Raw genomic sequence first — 19,640 nt, 5'->3', positions numbered from 1 at the left:
CGCTAACCCGGCGTGAACAGCTCGGCCGGACACTGCGGGGAGTGCTCGACGCGGCCGTCCAACAGCATCCGCACCCACTCGATGCCCTCGTCGTGGGCGAGCCGCGCACCGCCGTCGAAGAACAGCGCGGTGGCGATCGCGCGGGCCGGATCGTACGGATGCTCCAGTGCCACCCGCACGACCGACCCGCGTACGACCAGGTCGCCGCCGGCGTCGACCACGACGTCGCCCTCCGTCCACTGCGACACGACGTCGAGCACCCGGTCGACCAGGCGGCCTTTGCCGAGCGCTCCGACATCGATCAGTGCGGGCTCGGCGAGCGCGATGCGATCGTCGGCCCAGGCCAACCGCTCGCGCCAGTCGCGCGGAGCGGGCAGCGGCCCGTCGGCAGGCCGCAGCGAGTAGTCGGCGTCGTAGCCCAGACGCTCCAGCGACGAACCGATCAGCGGGTTGACCGCACCGTCCGTCGCCTCCGACAGTGCGAGATACGCATCGAGCATGTCGGCGGCATCCACCGGCGCGTGCACCACACCCGCCCCACGGGCGAGCGCACGGACGAGCGAGTCGTCGCGGAAGCGCGACCAGTCCCCGTCGAACGCGGCGATGAGCGCGGCGACGGCCTGCCGTGCGGGTACGGTGAGCTGCGCCGACGTCTCGATCTCCCAGATCGTGCCGATCGCGTCGAAACGCCACACCGGCTACGCCGCCGCCTGCTGCTTGATCTGCTCGATCGCGGCGTTGAAACCACCGCTGGTCAGCGACGACCCGGCCACACGGCTGACGTCGAGCTCGTCGATGTCGCGCCCGACGATCTCCTCAGCGATACCGCCGATGAACCGGCCCTGGTACTGCGCCGATTCGGGCTTCTGCGGGTCGCCGACCACCGTGACCTCGGTGACCCTGTCGTCCTGCAGCGTGACGGTCACCTGGATCGTCTCGACGGACTCGGGTGTGGCATAGCTGCCTTCGGCGGTGTAGCTGCCGTCGGTGTACGGACCGGCGTCGACCTTCTCGCCGTCGGCGTCGACCACGGCACCGCAGCCGGCCAGTGCCAGCAGACCGGCGACGCTGGCCAGCGCCACTCCGGCGCGGGCGGGGCGGGTCACAGTGGTGCGGATCATTCGTCGCCTCCGGTTCGTCCAGCCCACAGGCTAGACACGCAGCCCTCGACGGGGCTATGCCGGGACTATGCGTCTGCTGTGGAACTCGGTGGCACAAACCTAGGCGGCGCCGTCGAACATGCTGGTGACCGAGCCATCCTCGAAGACCTCTTTGATGGCGCGGGCCAGCAGCGGAGCGATGGGCAGCACCGTCAGCGCTGGGAAGCGCTTGTCGTCGGGCAGCGGCACAGTGTCGGTGACCACGACCTCGTCGATCGACGGATCCTGCAGGCGAGCGGTCGCCGGGTCGCTGAAGATCGCGTGGGTCGCCGCGACGATGACCCGCTCGGCCCCGTTCGCCTTGAGCGCCTGGGCCGCCTTCATGATGGTGCCGCCGGTGTCGATCATGTCGTCGACGAGGAGGCACACCCGGCCGTCGACGTGGCCGACGATCTCATTGACCGTCACCTGGTTCGCGACGTTCGGATCGCGGCGCTTGTGGATGATCGCCAGCGGCGCATGCAGGCTGTCGGACCACTGGTCGGCGACCCGCACCCGGCCGGTGTCGGGCGAGACGACCGTGAGCTTCTCGCGGTCCTCGGCGCTCAGCGTGTTCTGGAAGTACTCCAGCAGCACGGGCTTGGCGAACAGGTGGTCGACCGGACCGTCGAAGAAGCCCTGGATCTGCGCGGCGTGCAGGTCGACGCTCATGACGCGGTCGGCACCGGCGGTCTTGAGCAGGTCGGCGACCAGGCGTGCGCTGACCGGTTCGCGACCCCGGCCCTTCTTGTCCTGCCGCGAGTAGGGGAAGTAGGGTGCGACCACGGTGATGCGCTTCGCCGATGCGCGCTTGGCCGCGTCGATCATGATGAGCAGTTCCATCATCCACTCGTTCACCGGCGGGCCGAAGGACTGGATGAGGAAGATGTCGCAGCCGCGCACCGATACCTCGAAGCGGGTGAGGATCTCGCCCGACGCGAACGTGCGGTACTCGGTGGGCACCGGCTCTGTGCCGAGGGCTTCGGCCACCTCGTTGGCGAGGGCCGGATGCGACCTGCCCGACGCGACGACGAGCCGCTTCTTCGTCTTGGCGATCAGCCCGGGGGCCGTGCCGTTCATGCGGTCGAGGTCAGTCCTCTTCTTCTTGCCCACCCTCGTTCGCCCTCTCCGCCGCTTCCGCGGCGGCTGTGCCCGGACGGCTGCGCCCGACCCAGCCCTCGATGTTGCGCTGCGGGGCCGCCAGCAGTGCCAGCGCTCCCGGGGGGACGTCCTTGCGGACCACCGTTCCTGCGCCCGTGTAGGCCCCGTCTCCGATCCTAACGGGAGCGACGAACACGTTGTGTGCGCCGGTCTTGGCATAGTCGCCCACCACGGTCCGGTGCTTGTTCACGCCGTCGTAGTTGGCGGTGATGGTTCCCGCGCCGATGTTCGCGCCGACGCCGACCTCGGCGTCCCCGAGGTAGATGAAGTGCGGAACCTTGGTGCCCTCGCCGACCTGCGCGTTCTTGGTCTCGACGAATGCGCCCAGCTTCACGTCGGCGGCCAGCACGGTGCCGGGCCGCAGGTGCGCGAAGGGACCGACCGCGACTCTGGCGCCGATGACGGCGAGGTTCGCCTCGGTGCGTCGCACGACGGCGTCCTCGCCTACTTCGCAGTCGGTGAGGGTCGTATCGGGGCCGATCGTGGCGCCGGTGGCGACCGCCGTCGCGCGCAGCAGCTGCGTGTTCGGCAGGATCGTGACATCCGGTGCAAGTGTCACCGTCTCGTCGATCCAGGTCGTCGCCGGGTCCGTCACGGTCACGCCCTCGCGCTGCCAGCGGCGCACGATGCGCTCGTTCAGGATGCCGGCTGCCTCTGCCAGCTGTACGCGGTCGTTCACACCCAGGGCCACCCGCGGGTCCGGTGCCGTCGCGGCGGCAACCGCCTCACCGGCTCGGCGCAGCAGCGCGATGACGTCCGTGAGGTAGCGCTCGCCCTGCGCGTTCGCGGTGTCGAGGCCCCCGATCTGTGCGCGCAGCTGGGTCGCGCGGAACACGTAGACCCCGGCGTTGATCTCATCGATCGCCGCCTCGTCGGGGGTGGCATCCTGCTGCTCGACGATGCGCTCGACCGACCCGTCGCCACCGCGCACGACACGGCCGTACCCCGTCGGGTCGGTCATGCGTGCGCTGAGCAGCGTCGCCGCCGCCCCCGAGGTCCGGTGCGTCTGCAGCAGCTCGGCGAGCTCGCCCGCCCGCAGCAGCGGCACGTCGCCGCTGAGCACCAGCACGTCGCCGCCGAACCCCACCGGCAACTGCTGCAGGGCGACCTCGACGGCGCGACCGGTGCCGGGGATGTCGTCCTGGTCGACGATCTCGAGGTCGGGGCCGCCGTCGTCGATCGCCTCGGCGACCCGGTCGCGCTCATGCCGCAGCACCACGCGGATGTACCCGGCCTCCAGGTCGCGCGCGGTCGAGAGCACATGCGAGACCAGCGGGCGCCCGGCGATCGGGTGTAGCACCTTCGGCAGGGCAGACTTCATGCGGGTGCCCTGCCCTGCCGCCAGGATGATGATGGCAAGTTGCGTGTCTGTCATGCTCCGCCGCCAGGATTCGAACCTGAACCTCACAGCTCCAAAGGCTGTCGTGCTGCCGTTACACTACGGCGGACCGCGAACCGAAACCTGCCGGGCCGCCCGTCAAGTCTGCCACGGCCCGTGCACGCACCCCGCGATAATGGGGAGCATGTCCCGAGCCAACGATGAGGTCGACCGAATCGTCGACGCGTGGGAGAACCAGCGTCCCGATCTCGACTTCGCGCCGCTGCAGGTGCTGTCGCGGGTCGACCGCCTGTCCCGGCTTCTCGACCGTGCCCGCCGCACGGCGTTCCGCCGCAGCGAGCTCGAGCCTTGGGAATGGGATGTGCTGTCGGCCCTGCGCCGCGCCGGCGAGCCCTACCGGCTGAGCCCGAAACAACTGCTGCAGCAGACGCTGGTCTCCAGCGGCACCATGACCAACCGGATCGACCGGCTCGTCGCGCGGCGGCTGGTGCGCCGCGAGAGCGACCCCGCCGACCGGCGCAGCATCAACGTCATCCTGAGCGATGACGGTCGCGTGCGGGTCGACGCAGCCATCACCCGTCTCGTCGATGCGGAGGCCGCGCTGCTGGCGACCCTCTCCGCCGGGGAGCGGGAGCGGCTGGCGGGCCTGCTGCGCAAGCTCAGCCTCGGCTTCGACTCCTGATCAGTCCAGCTCGGGTGGGCCACCGGCTGTCGGCGACGACGCCAGCCAGCCCACCTCGGGTCCGCGATCGAAGAGGTGGCGGAATGCGTAGATCAGCGGATGCCACCGGTCCGGCACCAGGTGGCCGTCGCGGTCGCGCAGCAGCCGCGGGTCGGCGTGCACCTTCACGACCTCCGCCTCGACCATGTCATAGCCGCCGCCGACGCCGGGAGTCATGCGACGCACCTTCGCCTCGAACTGCAGGCGGCACTCCTGCACACGCGGCGGTGCGACCAGGTCGGATGCCTGTGCCGTCAGGTGCGCGGCGCCGAACTTGTCGGGCTCGTACCGGTAGCGCCTCGCCTTGTGCAGCGGAACGGGATCGCGCCCTGTGAGACTCGACAGCCGCACAACCGCCTGCCAGCTGTCGGGCGAGGGGAAGTTCACCGTCAGCTCACCGCGGGCGTGCAGGTTGAGCGAGGTCTGACTGTCGGTCTCGATGCCCAGCACCAGCATGTTTCCGAGCGCGAAGTGCGACGACGCCGGCGACAGGTTCGGCGTTCCGTCGTCGTTGGTCGTGCCGATGAGGTAGGCCGGAGTCCCCACGTACAGCACGCTCGGATGCGCTTCGACGTGCGTCGGCGCGGGTGCGACCATGCCCGCGGGCGCCAGCCATCCACTCTCGGCGCGCTCGATCGCGATCGTCTCGACCACCGCGTCGTGATCTGCCGACGGCAGCGCACCGTAGATGCGGGCGCTCGAGCCGTCGGTCTCCACGGCGATGCCCTCGGTGCGCAGCACCTCGGCATCGAGCACGACGACGAGCAGCGGCAGCGTGAGATCGGCGTAGCGCGCGTCGAGCACCGACTGGATCGCCTCGGCCGCGCACGCCCGAATGTACCCGCCGTCCTCCCAGAGCGTGCCCCGCGTCGCCGCCTCGTACGAGCCGGCCGGGACGCTCATCTCCCAGTCGTCGGAGATCGCCACGTGATAGATGCGTTCGGCGCCCATGATTCCAACGTATCCCTCGCCGCGTAGGCTGGATGCGTGGCGCACCTGCTGGGCGGAGAGCATCTGCACGTCGAGTTCCCCGCGAAGGTCGTCCTCGACGACGTCACGGTGGGCATCGCCGACGGCGACCGCGTCGGCATCGTCGGCCGCAACGGGGACGGCAAGTCCACGCTCATGCGCGTGCTCACCGGCAGGGTCGGGCCGGATGCCGGCAGGGTCACCCGGCGCGGGGGTCTGCGCGTCGGCATGCTCGCGCAGGATGACGACCTGCCCGGCGACGGCACGGTGCAGAGCGTGGTCGTCGGCGACCGGCCCGAGCACGAATGGCTCGGCGACGCGCGCATCCGCGACGTGCTGGACGGGCTTCTCGGCGACCTCGACCTGACCATGCCGGTCGACGGCCTGTCGGGCGGCCAGCGACGTCGCGTGTCGCTGGCACGACTGCTCATCGGCGACTGGGACGTCGTCGCGCTCGACGAGCCGACGAACCACCTCGACGTCGAAGGCATCGCGTGGCTCGCCGCGCATCTGCGCGGGCGATGGGCCGCGGCATCCGGCGCTCTTCTGCTGGTGACGCACGACCGCTGGTTCCTCGACGCCGTGTGCACCCGCATGTGGGAGGTGCACGACGGCGAGGTCGAGCCCTTCGAGGGCGGCTACGCCGCGTATGTGCTGCAACGGGTGGAGCGGCAGCGCCAGGCCGCGGTCGCCGAAGAGAAGCGGCGCAACCTGCTGCGCAAGGAGCTGGCGTGGCTGCGTCGCGGTGCGCCCGCGCGCACATCGAAGCCGAAGTTCCGGCTGGATGCGGCAACCCAGCTGATCGAGGACGAGCCGCCGCCGCGCGACTCCGTCGAGCTGACGCAGCTGGCGACGGCCCGCCTGGGCAAGGACGTCGTCGATCTGCTGGACGCGGGAGTCTCATACGGCGACGTCGAGGTGCTGCGGGATGTGGAGTGGCGCATCGCACCCGGTGAGCGGACCGGGATCCTCGGCCCGAACGGCGCCGGCAAGTCGACCCTGCTCGGGCTCGTGGCCGGCACGGTCGAACCGACCGCGGGCCGTGTGAAGCGCGGAAAGACCGTGCGCGTCGCCACGCTCAGCCAGCGGCTCACCGAGCTCGACGAGGTCGAGCACCTGCGGGTGCGCGAGGTGCTGGCACAGCAGAAGACCTCCTACGTCGCCGGCGGCAAGGAGCTCACCCCCGCGCAGCTGCTGGAGCGGCTCGGCTTCCGCTCCTCGGAGCTGTCGACCCCGGTGCGCGATCTGTCGGGCGGCCAGAAGCGACGGCTGCAGCTGCTGCTCGTACTGCTGGGCGAGCCGAATGTGCTCATTCTGGACGAGCCGAGCAACGATCTCGACACCGATATACTCGCCGCGCTCGAGGACCTGCTCGACTCATGGCCCGGGACGCTGCTTGTCGTCTCGCACGACCGATACCTGCTCGAACGGGTCACCGACCAGCAGTACGGCATCTTCGACCGGCACCTGCGGCACCTGCCCGGCGGGGTGGACGAGTACCTGCGGCTGCGCGCTCACGCGCCCCGACAGCCGTCGGCCTCCCCCGCCGTCGTGCCCTCGCCTGCCACCGCGCTCTCCGGGGCCGACCGGCGCGCGGCGGAGAAAGAGCTGGCCGCGATAGACCGCAAGCTCGAGAAGCTCGCCGCGCGCGTCGCGGATCTGGACGTGCAGCTGGCGGAGTCGCACGACGACTACGAGCGGCTGCTCGCGCTGCAGTCCGAGCGCGACGCGGTCTCGGCCGAGATGACCCAACTCGAGGATCGCTGGCTGGAACTCGGCGAGGCACTCGACTGAACGCCCCGCCGAGGCACACTCGGCTCAGACCGGTTCAGCCGATTCAGCTCAGACCGTTGTCGGCCAGCCACTGCGCCGCGATGTCGGCCGACGATCTCTTGTCGACCGTGCTCTGCACGTTCAGGGCGACCAGGCTCTCAGCGGTCAGCTTCGCCTGCACCGCGTTGATGACATCGGCGATCTCGTCGGCGACTCCCACGTTCACGAGCGGGACGACGTTCGAGGCGAGGAAGAGGCCCTTCGGGTCCTCCAGCACCGTGAGCGCGTCGGTCTCGATGCGCGGATCGGCCGTGTACACGTTGGCGAGATTCACCGTGCCGGCGACGAGCTCCTCGACTGTCGTATCGCCGGTGCCCTTGAACTCGACTTCGACGCCGTACACGTCCTTGAGCCCGATGGGGCCGTACGGGCGCTCGGCGAGCTCGGGCGGACCGCCCAGCACGAGGGTCTCGTCGACGTCCGCCAGGTCGGCGATCGTCGTGAGCCCGTGCGCGTCGGCGAAGGCGCTGGTCACCGTGTACGAATCCTGGTCGCTGGCCTGGGCTTGGTCGAGGACGGTGAGGTTCTCGGGCAGCGCCTCGGCCAGTGCCGCGTACACGTCGTCTGACGTGCGCGCCTCCGTCTCCGGGTCGAAGAACTGCAGCACGTTGCCCGTGTACTCGGGGAACAGGGTCACCTCGCCGCTCTCGATGGCCGGGACATAGGCGTCGCGCTGCCCGATCTGGAACGAGCGCTCGACCGTGAACCCGGCACCCTCGAGCGCCTGGGCATAGATCTCGGCGATGATCTCGTTCGAGTAGTACGACTGCGATCCGACGACGATGGTGTCGGTCTCGGTGCCGGGCCCAGCCGTCTCGGGCTCGAGCGGGTTGCTCGACGCGCACCCGGCGAGGGTGAACGCGCCTATCACAGCCGCGGCGGCGACCGCGACGATTCTTCTGCGTGCTGTGAACATGGGATCTCCTTCTCGTGGGACAGGTGTGGGAACTCAGGTGGCCGGCTGGGCGACAGCCGACCCGGTCTCGAGGGTCTGGGCCGCGACACGGATGCCACGGGACACGACGAGGCGCTGTGCGATCGCGAACAGCCCGTCGAGGGCGAGGGCCAGCGCGGCGACGAGGATCGCCCCGCCGAGCACCATGGCGAAGTTGCGCAGCGGGATACCGGCGATGATGTAAAGGCCGAGACCTCCGAGGTCGACATAGGCGGCGATCGTCACCGTGGCGACGACCTGCAGGGTGGCGGCGCGCAGCCCGGCCACCAGCAGCGGCAGGCCGAGCGGCACCTCGATGCGCCACAGCACCTGCCAGCCGGTCATCCCCATCGCCCGGCCCGCGTCGATCACCGAGCGGTCGACGGCCTCGAACCCGCTGTATGCACCGGCGAGGATCGACGGGATGCCGAGCAGCACGAACGTGATGATCGCAGCCTCGGGCTTGTGCAGCACACCGATGAGAAGGACCAGCAGCACCAGCAGTCCGAAAGACGGGATGGCGCGCGCGGCACCCGACAGGGCCACGGCGATGTCACGCCCCCGGCCGGTGTGGCCGATCGCCCACCCGATCGGGATGGCGATGACGGCGGCGATCAGCACAGAGACGAGGGTGAACAGGAGATGCTCGCCGAAGGCCACCGGAATGGAGGCGTACGCCCCGGTATCGCCCGAGAAGATCCAGGCGAAGGCGTCGATGATGAAGTTCATGGCGCCGCCCCGACCTCGAGCGCGACCTTCAGCCGCCGGCTCCCCCGCGCACTCCTGTGCGCCCACGGCATCAGCAGTCGCCCGAGCAGCACGAGGAGCAGGTCGATCACCACGGCGAGGATCACCACGGCGACCAGGCCGGCGAACACCTCTTCGAGGATCCTGCGCTGCAGACCGTTCGTGAACAGGTAGCCCAGGTTGGTGATCCCGACCAGGATGCCGACAGTCGCAAGCGCGATCGTGCTGACCGCCGTGACGCGCAGCCCCGCCAGGAGCACGGGACCGGACAGCGGCAGGTCCACGGCCCAGAATCGCCGGAACCCCCCGTAACCCATTGCCGTGGCGGCGAGGCGCGCCTCCGGGCTGACCGCGTCGAGACCGTCAGCCACGCTGCGCACCATGAGCGCCACGCCGTAGAGCGTGAGCGCGACGATGAGGTTCACGTCGCTCGTGTAGCCGGTCCCGAGGAAGACCGGCAGCAGGGCGAGGAGCGCCAGCGACGGGATCGTGTACAGCAGCCCCGTGACCGTGATCACGGTGCCGCGCACGAGTCGGTAGCGCCATGCCACCCAGCCGAGGGGGATCGCCAGGACGATCGAGAGCACGATCGCGATCGCGCTCTGCCGCAGATGCACCAGCGTGAGTTCGCCGATGAGGCCGAGGTTCTCGAGAACCCAGGTCACGTTCCGCGCTCCGGCCCGTCGACGAGGGCCCCCTGCGTGCGCCCCTCCGCGTCGACCACGACAGTGCCGCGCGGCGTCTCCTTCAGCCGCAGCGCGCGCTTGCCCTTCTCGGCCCCGATGAAGCTCGCGACGAAGTCGTCGGCCGGGTTCTCGATGATCTCGCTGGGGCTGCCGACCTGGGCGATGTGCGCGCCCTTCTGCAGGATCACGACCTGGTCGCCCAGCAGGAAAGCCTCGTCGATGTCGTGGGTGACGAACACGACGGTCTTGCCGATCTCGGTCTGCAGGCGGATGAGTTCCTGCTGCAGTTCGGCGCGCACGATCGGGTCGACGGCGCCGAAGGGCTCGTCCATGAGCAGGATGTTCGGGTCCGCGGCAAGTCCCCGTGCCACCCCGACACGCTGCTGCTGGCCGCCGGAGAGCTGGCTCGGGTACCGGTCGGCCATCGCCGGGTCGAGACCCACGGTGGACATGAGCTCGAGCACGCGGGAGCGGGCATCCTTCTTCTTCATGCCGTTCAGCACGGGCACGGTGGCGATGTTGTCGGCGACGGTGAAGTGCGGCAGCAGTCCGGAATTCTGCATGACATAGCCGATGCTGCGGCGCAGCTGCACGGCGGGGCGGGATGCCACGTCCTCGCCGTCGATCGAGACGGTGCCCGCCGACGGCTCGACCATGCGGTTGATCATGCGCAGCAGTGTGGTCTTGCCGCAGCCCGACGAGCCGACGAAGACGGTGGTGCGGCGGGCCGGGATCACGAGGCTGAAGTCGTCGACGGCGCGGGTTCCCCCCGTGAACTGCTTGGATACGCCGGTGAACTCGATCACCCACTCCACGCTAGCCGAGTGCGCCGACAACCTCTCCCCCCTGTGCGGCGAGGGCGACATGAACGGTAACGCGTTCGTCAGTACCAGTAGCTCAGCCGCGGGGTGCGGTACCACCCGAACACGCGCGTCACCTGGGCGATCTCGTCGGCTGCGACCCGCCCCGCGTCGGCGAGGGTTGCCGGCGACACGCCGCCGAGGAACACCGCCGAAAGCTCCGTCACCGACAGCCGCACCGAGACGGCGTCCGGCGGGATGTCCCCCGTCGCCGTGACGCGCGCTCGGCCGTCCTCTCCGACCTCGAGCAGCCAGCGGCCCGCCGTGAACCCCAGCGGGTCGGCGACGTCCAGCAGCAGTCGGCCCGGCGCCCCGTAGCGGCGTGCTTCGAGCGCCGCGGGCAGGTCGAGGATCCGCACGTACTGGTGGTCGGCCACGGTGATGCGCGCCGCCCGCTGATCGGCGATCATCCACAGCAGCGGCTCGTCGGCCGACAGCTCGCTCGCGTGCAGCGTCGCGACCAGGTCCAGCTCGACGAGGAAGCGCCACAGGGCCGCGTACGCGTCGGCGGTCTCGGCGACCAGGTAGTGCAGATGAGCGGTGGATGCCGCGAAATCATCGTGGTTCTCCCGCACGGCGTAGACGGCGGCGCCGCGCACGGTGCCGCCGGCATCCGTGTACTGGATCGCGCGCTTCGCCCCGGGCTTGTCGACGCCCAGCCGGGTGCCGGCGAACCGCTCGAAATGACCGCCCGGCATGCTGAGCTCGCCGGCATCGCGCAGCCGCACCCGCTCGTGCACCTGCTCGACCACCGCCCGCCACCGCTCGCGCGGCACGAAGTCGACGCGTCCGTCCGGCACGGGCCCGATCCATGTCGCGCGCCGCGTGTTCAGCGTCCACTGCGCGGCGGCCGCTGCCGGTGCGAAGCCGAACCGTCCGTAGATCGCCGACTCGCTCACGGTGAGCGCCGCGATCGGCACGCCGCGGGCGGCGGCCAGCCGCAGCTCGCCCTCCATCATCGCTCGGAGCAGACCGCGTCGCCGATGCGTGGGTGCGACCGTCACCGAAGAGATCGCGCACGCGGGGATGCCGGTGCCGCCGGGCACGGCGAGCTCACCGATCCACGACGCGAACGTGGCCACCGGCTCGTCGGGCACGGGTGCCGCCGGGTCGTAGACGCCGGTGCGGCGACGGTGCGCCGTCAGCGCGAGCGTGGCGGCGATCTCGGCCTCGTCGCGCTCGGGTTCGAGGAATCCCCGCGTCACGGCCTGCAGCCACCCCGCCGCGACCGGGCCGGCCGACGGCGCGACGCGCAGCTCGAGACCGCGTTCGGCCACCGTCTGCGCAGCGCGCGTGTCCGCCGCCAGCGCGAGGAACGCCTCGTTGTCGTACGTGTCCGGGTCGAAGGTCATGTCTCCTCAGCCGATGATGTGCGCGCCGCGCACCGGTCCATGCACGTGCAGGGCGGTGGCACCGGCCGCCGCGAGTGCCACCTGCAGTTCCAGCGCACGTTCGGGACCGGCCGTCAGGAAGGCGACGGTCGGGCCCGAGCCCGACACGATACCCGCCAGCGCGCCGTTCTCGGCGACACCGCGCTCGAACACCTCGCGCAGGCGCGGGTGCAGGTCGAGGGCCGCCGCCTGCAGATCGTTGCGCAGCCCGCCGGCGAGAGCGGCGGCGTCGCCCGCGCGCAGCGCCTGCAGCACGACGGGGTCGACGCCCGGCACAGGGGGTGCCGCAGCAACGCCCGGTGCGGGCGCGGCGCGCAACTCGTCGAGCCTGCGGTAGACGCCGGGCGTGGAGAGACCCTCGTCGTCGGCGACGAGCACCCAGTCGAACCGCGCGCGGGCGAGGGCGGGGCTCAGCCGGTCTCCGCGTCCCGTGCCGACGGCGGTGCCGCCCATGAGCGCGAACGGCACATCGGCGCCGAGCCGCGCCGCCAGGTGCTGCAGCTCGGCGGCACCCAGACCTGCGCCCCACACGGCATCGCAGGCCACGAGCGCCGCGGCCGCGTCGGCCGACCCGCCGCCCATGCCGCCTGCCACCGGCACGTGCTTGACGATCTCGAGGTGCACACCGCCGTCATAGCCGATGTGCGCGGCGAGGGCTCGGGCAGCGCGCAGCGCCAGGTTGCCGTCGTCGAGCGGCACGCCCGAGACATCCGCCGTTCCGCTCACCGCCACCGTGAACTCGTCGGCGGGTGTCGCCCACACGTCTTCATAGAGCGAGACCGCCTGATAGACCGAGGCGACGTCGTGATACCCGTCGCCCTGCGGATGGCCGACCTCGAAGAACAGGTTGAGCTTTCCCGGCGCGCGCACGTGCACGGTCTCGTCGACCGCCGACAGCGCCATGTCAGTCCCCCGCCGCCGCGAGGCGCGTTGCGAGACCCTCGAGCAGGGCCTTCAGCCGTGGACGCCAGCCCTCGAAGGCTTCCGGGCCCGAGAGGTTCGCCGCGGTCAGCGAGACCCGGCACTTGCCGTTCGTCGTCGGAGCCGCCATCGCCTCCAGCCGGGCACCGTCGTCGAGGTGCCAGCGCGCCGACGCGTACTTCGCCTCGGTGTTCACCGACGCCGGGTCGCCGGCGAGCTCGGTGAGGGCGGCGACGGCCAGCCGGAGTGCGTCTGCCTGCGCGACCGACAGCGTCTTGGACACCGTCGTGCTGAACGTTCCGTCGGGGTTCTGACCGGGCAGGCGCAATCCGCGCTCCTGCTCGAAGCCGACCGTGATGCCCTGCGCCCACCAGGCGTCCACACCCTGCTCGCCGACGAGCCAGGCCGCGATGTCGGTGTGCGTCCACCCGACCGCACCGGCCGCGTCGAGCAGAGCGAACCACTGCGCCCAGGTCTTGTCGGTGCCGGCGACCAGCGCGTCGTCGCCGACGCGCTGGCGGTGGGGGCGCGGCGTCTCGGTCACAGCGTGCTCGACTTCGCCCAGAGGTCGACGTCGATGGCGTCCGACAGGGCGTCGATCTGCTCGATCTCCTCGGTCGTGAAGGCCGGGCCGTCGAGGGCGGCCAGGTTCTCGTCGAGCTGCTCCGGGCGAGATGCGCCGATCAACGCGGAAGCGACGACCGGGGTGCGCAGCACCCACTGGATCGCCATCTGTGCCAGCGCCTGCCCGCGTGCCTTCGCGATCACGTCGAGCCCGCGCAGCGCGCCGAGCGCGTCGTCCGACAGCCGCCCGCCGGGCAGCGAAGATCGCTGCTGCGCACGCTGTGCCGTACCGTCGCCGAGGTACTTGCTGGTGAGCAGCCCCTGCGCCAACGGTGTGAAGGCGATGGCGCCCATTCGCTCCTGCTGCAGCACCCCCGTCAGGCCGTCTTCGACCCAGCGGTTCAGGATCGAGTAGGCGGGCTGGTGGATGACCAGCGGGGTGCCCAGACTGCGCGCCGCCGCCGCGGCGGCCACCGTCCGATCGGAACTGTACGACGAGATACCCACGTACAGGGCCTTGCCCTGGCGCACGAGCGTGTCGAGAGCGCCGACGGTCTCTTCGACCGGCGTCACGGGGTCGGCCCGGTGCGAGTAGAAGATGTCGACGTAGTCCAGTCCCATGCGGGTCAGCGACTGGTCGGCGCTGGCGAGGATGTGCTTGCGGCTGCCGAGGTCGCCATAGGGCCCGGGCCACATGTCCCACCCGGCCTTGGACGAGATGATCAGCTCGTCGCGGTAGGGCGCGAGGTCTTCGGCGAAGATGCGGCCGAAGTTCTTCTCTGCCGACCCGTAGGGCGGGCCGTAGTTGTTCGCCAGGTCGAAGTGCGTGATGCCGCGGTCAAACGCATGGCGCAGCAGCGCCCGCTGGTCGTCGAGCGGGATGTTGTCGCCGAAGTTCCACCACAGTCCGAGCGAGACCGGCGGCAGGTACAGACCCGACGCGCCCACCTGGCGGTACGACGTCGACGCGTACCGGTCGTCCGCTGCGGCATACGGCCGATGGATGTCGGGCACGGACGGCCCGAAGCGAGGTTCGTCAGTCACGTGTCGACCCTAGCGCGGCGCACCCGCGCGCGTCAGGTGCCGGGCAGCGACTGCGCGATGCGCTGGAAGTCGCCGATCGTCAACTCCTCACCGCGTGCCGTCGGCTCCACACCCGCGCGTTCGAGCAGCGCAGAGGCGTCGGCCGACGACCCGCCGAGCACCCCGCTCAGCGCCTGGCGCAGCATCTTGCGCCGCTGCTGGAACGCCGCATCGACGAGGACGAACGTACGGCGGCGCTCGTCTTCGGTGCCCCGCGGCACGGCGTCGCGCTGGAAGCCGACGAGCACCGAATCGACGTTCGGCACCGGCCAGAACACCTGTCGCGAGACAGTGCCCGCCAGCCGCCACGTGCCGTACCAGGCGGCCTTCGCGCTCGGTGCCCCGTACGTCTTCGATCCCGGCCGGGCGGCGAGGCGCTCCCCCACCTCGGCCTGAACCATCACGACCCCGCGCCGCAGGCGCGGGAAGGTCTCGAGGAAGTGCAGCAGCACCGGCACCGACACGTTGTAGGGCAGGTTCGCGACGAGTACCGCGGGGTCACCGGCAAGCGCCGTGACGCGCAGGGCATCGGCATCCACCACCGTCAGCGCGCCCGCCCGCACACCGTGCGCCGCGGCCGTCTCGGGAAGCCGGGCGGCCAGGCGGTGGTCGATCTCGATGGCCGTGACGGATGCCTCGGCCTCCAGGATCGCCAGCGTCAGCGAGCCGAGCCCCGGCCCCACCTCGACCACCCGATCACCGGGCTCGACGCCGGCGACCTGCACGATCCTGCGCACCGTGTTGGCATCGACGACGAAGTTCTGCCCCAGCTTCTTCGTGGGGGTCACGTCGAGCTCGGCGGCCAGGGCGCGGATCTCCGCCGCCCCGAGGAGGGTCACGGGCATGCGACCACAGTACCCAGCCGTGTTGCCGTCCTATGATCTCCTCATGACGAACAACTCCGAGTCGCACGAGAAGATCCGCGAAGAGCGCGAGGCCGCGCAGAAAGAGAAGGATCGCCTCGCAGCGGCCGAGCAGCGTCGCCTGGACGACCAGGCCCGCGCCGAGTAGGCACACCCGTCGCGCTCCGGGGAAGATGGCGGGTTCCACGCTGATCCGGTGCCTTCCCTCGGAGGCCTCGTCGCCGATGCTCGTGGCCTCCGGCGCGATCCTGCGGTTCCTGCGTGGCTGCTGATCGGACTGCGCGCCGTCGCGATCGCCGGCCGGTGCGACCGCCGACGGGATGCTGGCGATCGTCTGCATCGGGGTGCTGTCGACGACGGTGCGTCAGAGACTCGTGCTGCAGGCACTGCAGGGCCGCGTCGCATCGGCCAACTCGCCCTCGTGTGGCGGTCGATCTCGCACATCGCCGCAGCCCGCCGTCCAGGTCAGTCCTCGAACGCCCCATACACGCGCAGGGTGTTCTCGGCGAGCTGCGCGCACAGCTCATCGACATCGACGCCGAGCTCGTCGGCGATGAAGCGCACCGTCACCGGGATCAGGTACGGCGCGTTCGGGCGTCCACGGTGCGGCACCGGCGTGAGGAAGGGGGCATCCGTCTCCACGAGGATGCGCTCCCGCGGCGTGACCGCCAGCGCGTCGCGCAGGTTCTGCGCATTCTTGAACGTCACGTTGCCGGCGAAGCTGAGGTAGTAGCCCGCCGCTGCGGCGATGCGCGCCATGGCCTCGTCGCCCGAGAAGCAGTGGAACACCGTGCGGTCGGGTGCCCCGACGCGCGCGAGCGTCTCGAGCACGGCGTCGTGCGCGTCACGGTCGTGGATCTGCATCGCGATGCCATGCGTCTTCGCGAGCGCGATGTGCGCCTCGAAGCTCTCGTGCTGAGCAGGGATGCCGTCGGCGCCGGTGCGGAAGAAGTCGAGCCCGGTCTCCCCGATCGCACGCACACGCGGCTGCGCGGCCAGCTCGTCGATGACGGCGATCGCCTCGTCGAGTCTGCCGGCATCCCGGTAGGCGGGCGCCTCGTTCGGATGGATCGCGACGGCCGCGAGCACGCGGGGGTGGGATGCTGCGGCCCACGCCGACCACCGGCTCGACTCGATGTCTCCGCCGGCCTGCACGACGCCGACGATGCCGACTTCATCCGCGCGAGCGAGCTGTTCGTCGAGCGTCAGGCCCTGGCCGTCCTGGATCTCAAGGTGCGCGTGATTGTCGTACACGGCGACCGCCAAGGGTTCGGGTGCCGGCGGGTACGTGACATCCCGCGCCCCCTTCTCGCGGGCACGGACGTAGCCGCTCAAATCGCTCATGACCGCAAAAGCAGGACGGTCGCGCGAACGTCGGAGGATTCCGCGTCGTTCCTCCGACATCGACGCGAACCTCCGACGTTCACGGCGGCGTCACTCGTCACGCCTGCTCCACACGGGGGAACAGCGGCGCCAGGCCGTTCACCGAGGTGCCGGGCGTGAGCACACCCCAGGCCCCCGCCTCGCGCAGCGGCTGATCCCGCAGGCGCCCGATCGACTCGGCGGCGCCGAGCGCGATCCACAGTTTCTCGGTGGCGACGGGCATCACCGGCGAGAGCAGCACGGCGAGAGCACGCAGCCCCTCCGCGCACGTGTACAGGACGGTGCCCAGCCGCGCACGCTGCGCGTCGTCCCCCTCGGCAGACTCAGTGCCGCGCCGCGCGAGCGCCCACGGCTCGTTGTCGGTGATGTAGCCGTTGAGCTCGTCGACGATCGTCCAGATCGCATCGATGGCCTCGTCGATGCGGAAGCGTTCGATCGCGGCATCCGCGTTCTTCGCGGCATCCGCCACCACCCGCTGGATCTCGCGATCCGCCTCGGTGTGCTCGCCCGGCACCGGCACGATCCCCTCACAGTAGCGCTCGATCATCGCGGTCGTGCGCGAGGCGAGATTGCCGAAGCCGTTCGCCAGTTCGGCCTGGTAGCGGGCCGACAGGTCCTCCCACGAGAACGAGCCGTCGTGCCCGAACGGGATGGCCGACAGGAAGTAGAAACGGTAGGCGTCAGAGCCGAACACGTCGACGATCTCGCTCGGCGCGATGCCGGTGAGCTTGGACTTCGACATCTTCTCACCGCCGACCAGTAGCCAGCCGTGCGCGAACACGCTCTTGGGCACCTCGAGACCCGCGGCCATCAGCATTGCCGGCCAGATGACCGCGTGGAAGCGCAGGATGTCCTTGCCGACGACGTGGTGCGCCGGCCAGCGCCGCTCGAACTGCTCGGGATCCGAGCCGTAGCCGACCGCGGTGACGTAGTTGAGCAGCGCGTCGATCCACACGTAGATGACGTGCGACTCGTCCCACGGAACCCGGACCCCCCAGTCGAACGTCGAGCGCGACACCGAGAGGTCCTTCAGCCCGTGCGTCACGAACGAGACGACCTCATTGCGCGCCGACTCGGGCTGCACGAACCCGGTCTCGTAGAGGGCGAGCAGGCGGTCCTGGAACTCGCTGAGCTTGAAGAAGTAGTTCTTCTCCTGCAGCAGCTCCAGCGGCTTGGAGTGGATGGCGCAGACCTTCAGCCCCTCGAACTCCCCGGCGCCGTCGACGATCTCGGCTTCGGGCTTGAACTCCTCGCACCCCACGCAGTACAGCGCCTCGTACTCGCCCGCGTAGATGTACCCGCGGTCGTACAGCGTCTGGAAGAACACCTGCACGCTGCGCTCGTGGCGCTCTTGAGTGGTGCGGATGAAGTCGTCGTTGGCGACGTCGAGCTCCTTCAGCAGCGGGAACCACGATTCGCTGACGAGCTTGTCGACCCACTCCTGCGGTGTGACCCCGTTGGCGGCGGCGGCGCGCAGCATCTTCTGGCCGTGCTCGTCGGTGCCGGTGAGCATCCACGTGTCGTCGCCCGCCTGGCGGTGCCAGCGCGCGAGCGTGTCGACGGCCACGGTCGTATAGCCGTGGCCGATGTGCGGCACGTCGCTCGGATAGTAGATCGGCGTCGTGATGTAGAAGGAACGGCCAGAAGTCACCCCCCGATTCTAAGAGTCTCCGCCGATAGGTGACTCATCACGGCGAGTTACGAAAGTCGCCCGAGGGAGGGCTCGCACCAGCAGACCGATCCGAGGTGGCGTCATGCGTCCCATCCTGCCGCGGTGGCGCGGGCTTTCCAGGCTGCTCTTGCTCTGCGTTCCGCTGCTCGACGTCGCGCTGCTTGCCATGACCACAGGGGGCCTCGCCATGTGCGGCTCGGCGCAGCTGACCGTTCTACCCGAGAAGATCACCGCCGTAACAGCCGCGCGAGGCTGTCAGAGCAAGGGAGAGTCGATGGCAATCGATGTCGATATTGACGCGCTGTTGTAAGAGGCTTATCCCGAGGCTATGACGTTAGCTCCGGGAGAGGGAGTGTCAAGGGCGCTGCGCGTCGCTTCGCGAGACGGCAAAGCCATCCCCTTGGCACTCCCTCTCCCTGCGCTATGGGCTTCATATCGGGATAAGCACCACTGCGTGCTACTGGCGTTGCACGTCCCTCGACAGGGCGCGGATGACCGAGTTGCGACCACACCCAGCCGCCTCCAGCCGGGCGACCTGCGAGTCAGCCTTCTGGCCGCGCGTGCTCACGCGCGTATACCCCAGCTCCACGACTACCTGCCTCCCATCCCCCGGCCGCGCTCGTCGCGGGGCCGGTAGGCCCGCGCGCCGTCGCCCAGCTCGGGCGCGCTGCGCGTGGCATCGGTGGCAGGCTTCGGCAACCTCGCGTCGCGACGCGCGCGCAGCTCGTGCAGCTCGGCGTCTAGCCTCCGCTCAAGAGAGGGAGGCTCCTGCGCGACGTGCTGCCCGGAATCAGGGCCGCCCTCCCCCGAGCTGGTGGGGAAAGCAAGCCTGGCCCGTTCCGCTTCACGCCAGGTCTCGTCGCGTTCTAGCCATGGCGTCGCCTTGGTGACGATCTGGTCGAACATCTCTCGCAGCGGCCCGAAGTCACGCCGCTCTGAGGCCGCCCGGCAAGCTTCGTCGTTGGTCGCGCCGCGCACGGCGCGCCAATCGAGCTGCCAACCCGCGGTGCTCGCCACCCGGTTCCAGAACACGCGCTGCGTCCGACCGTTGCCCTCCCGGAACGGATGGATGTAAAAGCGCGAACTGTTCGATCTGATGCAACACCTGCCAGTTCCGCGTGATTTCAGCGTTCACTGAGCGAAAGGAGGGGCGCCATGAGCGCCGGCTACGACGAGCTGGCAGCGCGCGCCGAGCACGGCGACCTCAAGGTGAAGCCCGGCACGGCACGGCGAGGCCCAGAGGTTGCCGCAGACGCGCAGCGACTCCTCATGGAGGCCACAGGCGCAACCAGCTTTGACGGGATGACGCGGATCGCGCTCGGACGGCCGCGCGCCGAAGTACTGACCACTGATCTGCTGCCGGTCGAGGGCGCC

Annotated in this window: 22 protein-coding genes and 1 tRNA gene; 5 read left to right on the top strand and 18 right to left on the bottom strand. The window is 70.2% G+C overall.

Annotation, left to right across the window (positions count from 1 at the left end; genetic code table 11):
- Positions 1-2: 2 nt before the first annotated feature.
- From ACK5IN_RS04380 to ACK5IN_RS04360, 5 genes are all read right to left on the bottom strand, one after another.
- Positions 3-695 (bottom strand): FAD:protein FMN transferase, encoded by a 693-nt coding sequence (locus tag ACK5IN_RS04380; RefSeq protein WP_416894995.1) that lies wholly within the window; start codon positions 693-695, stop codon positions 3-5.
- Between the two features lie 3 nt (positions 696-698).
- Positions 699-1,121: an FMN-binding protein gene (locus tag ACK5IN_RS04375; protein WP_416894994.1), complete on the bottom strand. Its 423-nt coding sequence runs from the start codon at positions 1,119-1,121 to the stop codon at positions 699-701.
- Between the two features lie 99 nt (positions 1,122-1,220).
- Entirely contained in the window at positions 1,221-2,219 is a 999-nt protein-coding gene (locus tag ACK5IN_RS04370; RefSeq protein WP_416894993.1) for a ribose-phosphate diphosphokinase, read from the bottom strand.
- 10 nt (positions 2,220-2,229) lie between these two features.
- Positions 2,230-3,675, bottom strand: coding sequence for a bifunctional UDP-N-acetylglucosamine diphosphorylase/glucosamine-1-phosphate N-acetyltransferase GlmU (gene glmU / locus ACK5IN_RS04365; RefSeq protein ID WP_416894992.1), 1,446 nt, complete (start codon positions 3,673-3,675; stop codon positions 2,230-2,232).
- Between the two features lies 1 nt (position 3,676).
- Positions 3,677-3,748, bottom strand: a tRNA-Gln gene (locus ACK5IN_RS04360).
- 75 nt (positions 3,749-3,823) lie between these two features.
- Between ACK5IN_RS04360 and ACK5IN_RS04355 the strand changes: the two genes are divergently transcribed.
- The gene (locus ACK5IN_RS04355; protein ID WP_416894991.1) at positions 3,824-4,321 is read left to right on the top strand and encodes a MarR family winged helix-turn-helix transcriptional regulator; all 498 of its coding nucleotides are present in this window, start codon (positions 3,824-3,826) and stop codon (positions 4,319-4,321) included.
- Here the strand turns inward: ACK5IN_RS04355 and ACK5IN_RS04350 are convergent, their stop codons facing one another.
- A complete protein-coding gene (locus ACK5IN_RS04350; protein WP_416894990.1) occupies positions 4,322-5,311 on the bottom strand; it encodes a flavin reductase in 990 nt (329 codons plus the stop codon).
- Positions 5,312-5,347: 36 nt separating this feature from the next.
- Here ACK5IN_RS04350 and ACK5IN_RS04345 point away from each other — a divergent pair, with 36 nt between their 5' ends.
- Complete coding sequence (locus ACK5IN_RS04345) at positions 5,348-7,123, top strand: ABC-F family ATP-binding cassette domain-containing protein (RefSeq protein ID WP_416894989.1); 1,776 nt, start codon at positions 5,348-5,350, stop codon at positions 7,121-7,123.
- 43 nt (positions 7,124-7,166) lie between these two features.
- Here ACK5IN_RS04345 and ACK5IN_RS04340 read toward each other — a convergent pair whose 3' ends face one another.
- The 9 genes from ACK5IN_RS04340 to rsmA all read right to left on the bottom strand — a co-directional run bounded on the left by ACK5IN_RS04340 (position 7,167) and on the right by rsmA (position 15,193).
- On the bottom strand, positions 7,167-8,078 hold the full coding sequence (locus ACK5IN_RS04340; RefSeq protein ID WP_416894988.1) for an ABC transporter substrate-binding protein: 912 nt from the start codon (positions 8,076-8,078) through the stop codon (positions 7,167-7,169).
- A gap of 33 nt (positions 8,079-8,111) precedes the next feature.
- Positions 8,112-8,825: an ABC transporter permease gene (locus ACK5IN_RS04335; RefSeq protein ID WP_416894987.1), complete on the bottom strand. Its 714-nt coding sequence runs from the start codon at positions 8,823-8,825 to the stop codon at positions 8,112-8,114.
- Positions 8,822-9,508, bottom strand: a complete 687-nt coding sequence (locus ACK5IN_RS04330) for an ABC transporter permease (protein WP_416894986.1) — start codon at positions 9,506-9,508, stop codon at positions 8,822-8,824. The genes ACK5IN_RS04335 and ACK5IN_RS04330 overlap by 4 nt, the downstream gene beginning before the upstream one ends.
- Positions 9,505-10,335, bottom strand: a complete 831-nt coding sequence (locus ACK5IN_RS04325; RefSeq protein ID WP_416894985.1) for an ABC transporter ATP-binding protein — start codon at positions 10,333-10,335, stop codon at positions 9,505-9,507. Before ACK5IN_RS04325 ends, ACK5IN_RS04330 begins: the two co-directional genes overlap by 4 nt.
- A 77-nt stretch (positions 10,336-10,412) precedes the next feature.
- A complete protein-coding gene (locus ACK5IN_RS04320) occupies positions 10,413-11,741 on the bottom strand; it encodes a GNAT family N-acetyltransferase (RefSeq protein ID WP_416894984.1) in 1,329 nt (442 codons plus the stop codon).
- Between the two features lie 6 nt (positions 11,742-11,747).
- Entirely contained in the window at positions 11,748-12,683 is a 936-nt protein-coding gene (locus ACK5IN_RS04315; RefSeq protein WP_416894983.1) for a 4-(cytidine 5'-diphospho)-2-C-methyl-D-erythritol kinase, read from the bottom strand.
- Position 12,684: 1 nt separating this feature from the next.
- Entirely contained in the window at positions 12,685-13,245 is a 561-nt protein-coding gene (locus tag ACK5IN_RS04310) for a hypothetical protein (RefSeq protein WP_416894982.1), read from the bottom strand.
- A complete protein-coding gene (locus ACK5IN_RS04305; protein ID WP_416894981.1) occupies positions 13,242-14,309 on the bottom strand; it encodes an aldo/keto reductase in 1,068 nt (355 codons plus the stop codon). The genes ACK5IN_RS04310 and ACK5IN_RS04305 overlap by 4 nt, the downstream gene beginning before the upstream one ends.
- Before the next feature lie 32 nt (positions 14,310-14,341).
- Positions 14,342-15,193: a 16S rRNA (adenine(1518)-N(6)/adenine(1519)-N(6))-dimethyltransferase RsmA gene (gene rsmA, locus ACK5IN_RS04300; RefSeq protein WP_416894980.1), complete on the bottom strand. Its 852-nt coding sequence runs from the start codon at positions 15,191-15,193 to the stop codon at positions 14,342-14,344.
- A 43-nt stretch (positions 15,194-15,236) separates the two neighbouring features.
- On the opposite strand from rsmA, the gene ACK5IN_RS04295 reads away from it, so the two are divergent.
- On the top strand, positions 15,237-15,359 hold the full coding sequence (locus ACK5IN_RS04295) for a hypothetical protein (protein WP_416894979.1): 123 nt from the start codon (positions 15,237-15,239) through the stop codon (positions 15,357-15,359).
- Between the two features lie 317 nt (positions 15,360-15,676).
- On the opposite strand, the gene ACK5IN_RS04290 is transcribed toward ACK5IN_RS04295, so the two are convergent.
- Both ACK5IN_RS04290 and metG read right to left on the bottom strand, forming a co-directional pair.
- On the bottom strand, positions 15,677-16,555 hold the full coding sequence (locus ACK5IN_RS04290) for a TatD family hydrolase (RefSeq protein ID WP_416894978.1): 879 nt from the start codon (positions 16,553-16,555) through the stop codon (positions 15,677-15,679).
- A gap of 97 nt (positions 16,556-16,652) precedes the next feature.
- Complete coding sequence (metG, locus tag ACK5IN_RS04285) at positions 16,653-18,245, bottom strand: methionine--tRNA ligase (protein ID WP_416894977.1); 1,593 nt, start codon at positions 18,243-18,245, stop codon at positions 16,653-16,655.
- A gap of 103 nt (positions 18,246-18,348) precedes the next feature.
- On the opposite strand from metG, the gene ACK5IN_RS04280 reads away from it, so the two are divergent.
- On the top strand, positions 18,349-18,576 hold the full coding sequence (locus ACK5IN_RS04280) for a hypothetical protein (protein ID WP_416894976.1): 228 nt from the start codon (positions 18,349-18,351) through the stop codon (positions 18,574-18,576).
- A gap of 281 nt (positions 18,577-18,857) precedes the next feature.
- Here the strand turns inward: ACK5IN_RS04280 and ACK5IN_RS04275 are convergent, their stop codons facing one another.
- Positions 18,858-19,283 (bottom strand): hypothetical protein, encoded by a 426-nt coding sequence (locus tag ACK5IN_RS04275; protein ID WP_416894975.1) that lies wholly within the window; start codon positions 19,281-19,283, stop codon positions 18,858-18,860.
- A gap of 138 nt (positions 19,284-19,421) precedes the next feature.
- Here ACK5IN_RS04275 and ACK5IN_RS04270 point away from each other — a divergent pair.
- Positions 19,422-19,640, top strand: a 219-nt coding sequence (locus ACK5IN_RS04270; protein WP_416894974.1) for a hypothetical protein, incomplete at its 3' end; no start/stop codon positions are given.

It is taken from the genome of Microbacterium sp., from assembly GCF_047971895.1.
Taxonomy (GTDB): Bacteria; Actinomycetota; Actinomycetes; order Actinomycetales; family Microbacteriaceae; genus Microbacterium.
Note: the sequence above shows the minus strand (reverse complement) of the source record. Positions and strands in the feature narration are given on the sequence as shown.

Bases quoted from the DNA above. Each gene is read 5' to 3' on its own strand.
- ACK5IN_RS04335 (WP_416894987.1), bottom strand. From the start codon at position 8,825: ATGAACTTCATCATCGACGCCTTCGCCTGGATCTTCTCGGGCGATACC.
- ACK5IN_RS04320 (WP_416894984.1), bottom strand. From the start codon at position 11,741: ATGACCTTCGACCCGGACACGTACGACAACGAGGCGTTCCTCGCGCTG.
- rsmA (WP_416894980.1), bottom strand. From the start codon at position 15,193: ATGCCCGTGACCCTCCTCGGGGCGGCGGAGATCCGCGCCCTGGCCGCC.
- ACK5IN_RS04280 (WP_416894976.1), top strand. From the start codon at position 18,349: ATGCGTCCCATCCTGCCGCGGTGGCGCGGGCTTTCCAGGCTGCTCTTG.
- ACK5IN_RS04290 (WP_416894978.1), bottom strand. From the start codon at position 16,555: ATGAGCGATTTGAGCGGCTACGTCCGTGCCCGCGAGAAGGGGGCGCGG.
- ACK5IN_RS04295 (WP_416894979.1), top strand. From the start codon at position 15,237: ATGACGAACAACTCCGAGTCGCACGAGAAGATCCGCGAAGAGCGCGAG.
- ACK5IN_RS04315 (WP_416894983.1), bottom strand. From the start codon at position 12,683: ATGGCGCTGTCGGCGGTCGACGAGACCGTGCACGTGCGCGCGCCGGGA.
- ACK5IN_RS04350 (WP_416894990.1), bottom strand. From the start codon at position 5,311: ATGGGCGCCGAACGCATCTATCACGTGGCGATCTCCGACGACTGGGAG.
- ACK5IN_RS04355 (WP_416894991.1), top strand. From the start codon at position 3,824: ATGTCCCGAGCCAACGATGAGGTCGACCGAATCGTCGACGCGTGGGAG.
- ACK5IN_RS04375 (WP_416894994.1), bottom strand. From the start codon at position 1,121: ATGATCCGCACCACTGTGACCCGCCCCGCCCGCGCCGGAGTGGCGCTG.
- glmU (WP_416894992.1), bottom strand. From the start codon at position 3,675: ATGACAGACACGCAACTTGCCATCATCATCCTGGCGGCAGGGCAGGGC.
- ACK5IN_RS04370 (WP_416894993.1), bottom strand. From the start codon at position 2,219: ATGAACGGCACGGCCCCCGGGCTGATCGCCAAGACGAAGAAGCGGCTC.
- ACK5IN_RS04340 (WP_416894988.1), bottom strand. From the start codon at position 8,078: ATGTTCACAGCACGCAGAAGAATCGTCGCGGTCGCCGCCGCGGCTGTG.